General features: G+C 49.6%; 2 protein-coding genes and 1 pseudogene. 2 read left to right on the top strand and 1 reads right to left on the bottom strand.

Going from position 1 to position 5,876, the window contains the following annotated elements; translation table 11 throughout:
* Positions 1-34 precede the first annotated feature (34 nt).
* Positions 35-280 (top strand): annotated as a pseudogene (locus QUB20_RS27900) (IS1 family transposase); the annotation flags it as partial.
* A gap of 2 nt (positions 281-282) precedes the next feature.
* Here the strand turns inward: QUB20_RS27900 and QUB20_RS27895 are convergent.
* Complete coding sequence (locus QUB20_RS27895) at positions 283-5,160, bottom strand: CHAT domain-containing protein (RefSeq protein WP_333251334.1); 4,878 nt, start codon at positions 5,158-5,160, stop codon at positions 283-285.
* Between the two features lie 412 nt (positions 5,161-5,572).
* On the opposite strand from QUB20_RS27895, the gene QUB20_RS27890 reads away from it, so the two are divergent.
* Positions 5,573-5,767, top strand: coding sequence for a hypothetical protein (locus QUB20_RS27890; protein ID WP_333251337.1), 195 nt, complete (start codon positions 5,573-5,575; stop codon positions 5,765-5,767).
* The last annotated feature ends 109 nt before the right edge of the window (positions 5,768-5,876 follow it).

The raw sequence follows: 5,876 nt of genomic DNA, 5'->3' as shown, positions 1-5,876 counted from the left end.
TCCCGCCCGTCCTTTTTGGACGGGCGGGACGCCCATCCCACAAACTTGTGGAAGTTATTTAATTCTCATTCCTAAGAAAAAAGGAAAACAGAACCACATTTGTGTCAAATGTGGCTGTCAATTTATTGCTGATTATGACTCCCACGCCTGGTTACAGCGAAACTGTGAAACCGGAATGCCTAAAAATGTATGTCAATAGTATAGGTTTTCGGGCGATTAACGAATCAAGGGAGTTCATCACACCACCCTAATAACTTCGGTAAGACTTGTGGGAAAACTCCATTACCAAGGATTGCCAATCATTGTAAAGGCGGCCCAATAATAAGGATGCGAAAGCACTCGATCGCCCCGCGCCGCAATTTCTGGAGGCAAAATTAGACTTTCAGAAAGCCCTTGGGCTCGCAACATCCCGTCTTGAATCCGCACGCGCCCCCGCAGCATCTCCAATTGCGCGCGCCGCAAAGCCTCCGCTTTAATCATCAAATTGCCACCGCGTCTGGGGGCCCGCAACTGGCGATAAAACTCAGTCATCAGCCCCAAAGTCCCATCATCGCTGACTTCCCACAAACTCGCCAAAGCGGATTTAGCACCGCTAGCTACCGCCAAACCCGCAAACCCCAACTCCGCATCTTCGTCGCCCAAAGCGGTACTGCACGCGCTTAAAACTAACAGATTCACCGGCGGTTCATTCCATCGCAACTGTCGCATTTGATCGATACGTAATTTACTATCCCACAACTGAATGTAAGAATTTTTCGGTTCTCCTGGCTGGAATTCGCTGTGAGTTGCTAAGTGAATGATGCCAAAAGGCTGATTTGCCCGCTGAGCTTGCAAATTTTCGAGAGTAAAATCTTGATTCAAAAATGATTTTCCTTCACTTGGCGGCGCGATCGACTCTAACTCCACCGGTACCGCTGGTAATGGCGCTTTATCTTCAAATACCGACGCCCCCATGGCCAAAATTTCATCATCCGCAATATTGTCGTAGCCGATATCAGTTAAGCTCAGACTCGGCATCACACTAATGCTGTATTTCTCAACTAAAAAGCCTTTGCCATCGTGAAGAGCAGCAAACGGCACGCTCCGCAAACCTGCTGCTGGAATTACAATTAAATTGTCAATCTTTAAAGCTGTCAATTCTGCGGCAACTGGTGCAATTAACCACCGATAAAGTTTTTGCGCGGTATCCAAATAACTAATGCTGCTTCTTTTTCGGGGATTAGTTATTTCGGTTTGCAGGGCGTCAGCTAGTTGCAACACCTGCCAGCGCGTTGTAGCCGGAATTAAAACGCGCTGGGGTTGAGCATTAGCTGTTACTAACACTATTTCTAAATGCTCGCCACTCGGAACATCGGAAACTTCTTTGCCATCCGGCGACAACCTCTGAGTCAACTTATCTTCTAAGGGATGAGATGGCTGGGATGCGAGGTTTGTTTTCACAGGCAATAGATTTGATAAATCCTGACTTGCCACCAGTACAGAATCATTTTCTTTGGCAGCGGCTGCATCAGCTCTGCTGAGCCAATTCATATAAATAATGGCAGATTTGATTCCGGTAATTTTTTCGTTTTTGCGAAGATTTTCGTAAATTACCGACATATTGCTGATCGGTCTTCTTGCGGGCAAATCCAGATATTTTTCGTACTCGCGAGTAAAGATTTCCTCAAATGCTAAAACTCCCGAACCTGCCGAATCTAGCCTGCGAGAAGGAGCGAAAATATCCGGGCTAATTTCGGGAGTGTTGTATTGACTTTGCGATCGCAATTCTACTTGCACAGATGCAGGAAATGACAGCGCCGGATCGGGATTTACGGACTCAAGAGGCGGTGCGGGAATGGGTGCGGGAATGGGTGCGGGAATGGGTGCGGGAATGGGTGCGGGAATGGGTGCGGGAATGGGTGCGGGAATGGGTGCGGGAGTAGAGGGCGGGCCCGGTGTAATTAGGGAAATCTGATTTGGTAAACTTCCTTGGGTGTAAGTTTGTCCAACAGAAAAAGTGGGCAAAATGGCATTTCCCGCGCCAGCATTAATGCTTCCCAGGGTTCCATTGTCGATCGCGCCACCAACTACAAATGGTTGATCGATAGCGCCTCCGTGGCGAATTGCGATCCTCCCCGCCCCCGCACCTCCGGCAGTAGAAATACTCGAAGAATTGCCCGATATATCGTTGAAAACATTGTTCGAGCGAAACAAACCGAGGGTTGTCACATCAACACTGCCACCAGTGCCACCAGTACCACCTTGAGCATTGATAAAGCCCAACTGAATGTTATCAGTCGCGTTCAGGGAAACGCCCCCGCCGTTGCCGTTTGAAGTGCTGCTGGAGTTGATATCTAGAGCCGAAATGCCCGATGAAGAGGTGACATCGATATTTCCGCCGATCGCCCCCGAAGCGTTCAAAGCTCCCGCAGTTAAAGGGCCGGCAGTGGTTTGGAGAGCGATCGCGCCTCCTGTGCCCGCCGATGACGAGTCGATCGCACCTGCTGCAACAGTATTTCCCTCAACCCGAATCCTCCCACCATTCGAGGTAATATTACCAGTCCGAACCTCGCTGCTTCCTTGTAGGTTCACGCTGCCACCATCCGTCCTTAAATTACCCTCTAGGAGAACGTTTTCTGCCTTGATATCGGCTCCCAAAGCGGCCGTGCTGTCCCCCCCGAAGCGAGCGGAATCTCGCGCGTTAACGCTCAAAATACGCGCTGCAATTGTGGAAGCAGCCGTCACACTAGCAGCATCGGCCGAGAGCAGGCCCAACCTCTGAGTTTGACCGACTCTGCCGTCAAAAGTAATGTTGCCACCAGCGCGCAGGGTCAAATTATTAGCCCGGCCCGGCCTGCTGTCGAGGGTATTGGCAAAAGTGATATTGCCGGTAGTGGCGGCTAGGGCGGCGGTGCGATCGACTGTGACGTTACTATTGAAAGTCATGTCGCCAGATGTCGCAATATTGCCCGATACCTCGGTACTGCGGGCGTTGACAGTTAAACTCGCCAGCGGTGCAGCTTGACCGACTGTAGCGCCGAACAGCACTCGCCCAGCGTCTAGTCTTAGGGCGTGAGATCCGTCTAGGCTACCGGAGAACAGAATGTTGCCGGTAGCTTCCGTGCTCAAAGCCACGTCAGCATTGAGGGATGCGTTTCCTGTAAAAGTGAGATCGCCACCGGATGTGGCAATGTTGGCGTTGAGATTAGTTTGGGGCGCGTTGAGAGTCAAGCTAGCGCTGCCGCTTGTGTTCAGGGGATTGTCGATCGCGATCGATCGGCCTTGAAGTGTCAGCGGGCTGTTGAAGGTAATGGGTGCGACGATCGCGATCGACGTGCTGCTACCGTTTTCGCGCCCGATCGCGATCGAGCCGAAATCCCCCGCCAAAGCGCCGAGATCCGTTGCCGTCAAGTCCAAAAGGCCCAAAACATCGCCGGTGCCACCGATCCGAATTGCTCGGCTATCGTTGGGCTGCAAGCGAATTGTTCCCCCCGCACTGCTGACGGAATTGCTGCCGCCTCTGAAGTCAATGCCGTTACCAGTGATAGCGATATTGCCGCCGTTAGCATTGAGTCCGCCCAGAGAGATGCTGCTGGCAAAAATGTTGATGTTGCCACCTTGAGTCTCGATTAAATCGTTGGGGTCATTGACAACAAACACTCCGCCGGATCTAAATGTTACGGTGTCTCCCGTTCTCGCTTGCAGGGAAAGTTTGTTATCGGGCAAGTCTTGGAGGGTGATGTAGCCGGGGGTTTCTAGAACCACGTTGCTGCCGGCCGCCATCTGTTCCAACTGCACTTCTGAGATCGATGTTTCATTGGGTTCTGGTTCCGATTGCAGTTCCCCGCCAGTCGAGTCCCCGCTGCTGGATCCGTTACCGCTGACGATGGTAATATTTGCCGGATCCAGCCACAAATTGCCGATCGCACCGTTAGTCGCGCGGGTATCGACTTCTCCTTGGAAAGTTAAAGCATTTTTGCCGGAAACTTCTACTGTTCCGCCGTTACCTGCGGCAGTGCCCCCGCGAGCACTAATATTGCCGAAAAAGCGAGTTGTATTGTCTGACCAAATTACCGCAGTGCCGCCATTGCCGCGGTCGATCGCGTTGGCTGCGATCGTAGAATCAGGATTAACATAAGTTACCTGGGCATTTGGCACTGGTTCCATCCCCCGGAAACCGCCTCCGACGCGCACAGTACCTCCGCCGTCTGTCCCGGAAGCATTGATATTTGCGCCGAAGAGTCCGACTTTTTCCCCTAAAATATTGACTGTGCCGCCAGCATTCCCAGAAGGGCCAAATACATTTACAGAACCGGAGACGATCGCACTTCCGGCAACTGCGGGCACTGTTTGGCCGCCAGTCAGTACCAATTGACCTTGTTCGTTAGTCGTTAAACCTGTGGCTGACGCTACGCCGGGCCCCGTCAGCAACTGAGGTAAAGCAACTGGGGCGATCGCTGATTGTTCTGACTGCAAAGACGGAGTAATTTCTAAACTCAATAAATTGCCAACTTGACTGATACGGACTGCATTTTGTCCCGGAACAGCAGCCACAGTAACTTGACCGTTGGGAGCGGATAATTGTCCTGTATTAATAACGGTGCCACCGAGCAAAGTTAAACTTTCCCCGTTGCCAACTGCCAAGTTTCCGGCATTGACAATTGCACCAACTTGTGAGTTAGTAAAATTAAATTGATTAGGATTTCCCAGTAAAGCTTTGTAATCATTAATTCCCGCCGAATTGAACCAGCGATCGCCGAAACCAATTCCTGTAGCAGTTGTCGCGAAAAAAGACCCCGGCACGTTTAATCTAGCATTTTGACCGAAGACAATTCCCGCCGGATTCATTAAGAATAAATTTGAGTTGCCGCCACTTACAGAAATCAGACCGTTAATGACGGAAACATTGTCGCCGGAAATCCGTCCTAAAATATTTTGAATATTTGGATTAGTTAGAAAATTAGCGATTTGACCTTCGCTGAGATTAAATTGACTGAAGCTGTGAAACAGATTGGCCCCGTTTCCTGACAGTTGTCCGCCACTAATGTCGGTGCGGTTTTGCTCGGACTGAACAACAGTATTCGTGCCATCATTTGCGGGAACGACAGGTTGCGATCGCACTGCTAGAGGTAGCAGCCAAAAACCTAATGTCAAAATTAGAGCCGAAGGAAAATAGGTCATTGGAGGAAGCCATTAGTCATTAGTCATTATTCCTTAGTCATTAGTCATTAGTCATTAGTCATTAGCCGGAAGGAAGAGGGATTTCAGACAAGCCAATTCTCCATTACCAATTTTAATCTCTTCTCGTTTTGATTTTTTTTGAGCTGTAATGTTCCGCTAAAGTGCCCATAAACTTCAAAAAGTCGATCGCACACCGCCACCACCGGGGTCGATCGCACTCCAAAACCACCCGTTGCCAGAATGTGGGAAATTTAAGGAAAATTTTGTATTGATCTGTAACAAGTGTATTGACAAAATCCCCCCAGAGTCCTATGATTTGAGCACTGATTGGGTGGGAAAGTAAAAACCCACACAATAACTGGCTCCTCTAATAAAGTTAAAAACAAAATATTGATGCTTTTAGAGACCAACCATGCAAACTCCACCTTTCCCATTTCTAACTGAACAAATAGTAGAGCGGATATTTTCGTCCGGCGAACTGACTCGCGATGACAGACAGCGGATTCAGTCAATGCTCTTAAATGAGTCGATCGGCGAAAATGAATTGAGCTTAATTGAAAAAGTCATGGAAGGCGTAGTCAAGGGAATACTTGACGTGATGAATTAGTTGATAAGGAATGAGAATTAAATAACTTCCACTCTTGAAAGTGGGATGGGCGTCCCGCCCGTCCTTTTTTGACGGGCGGGACGCCCATCCCACAAAAACAATTAAAATT

Origin of the sequence: Microcoleus sp. B4-C2 (assembly GCF_036705265.1) — a bacterium.
GTDB lineage: Bacteria > Cyanobacteriota > Cyanobacteriia > Cyanobacteriales > Microcoleaceae > Microcoleus.
The sequence above is the reverse complement of the archived record's forward strand: the minus strand, read 5'-3'. Positions and strand labels throughout refer to the sequence as shown.

What these genes read in the sequence shown, in the direction of transcription:
- QUB20_RS27890 (WP_333251337.1), top strand. Translation starts at nt 5,573, where the DNA reads ATGCAAACTCCACCTTTCCCATTTCTAACTGAACAAATAGTAGAGCGG.
- QUB20_RS27895 (WP_333251334.1), bottom strand. Translation starts at nt 5,160, where the DNA reads ATGACCTATTTTCCTTCGGCTCTAATTTTGACATTAGGTTTTTGGCTG.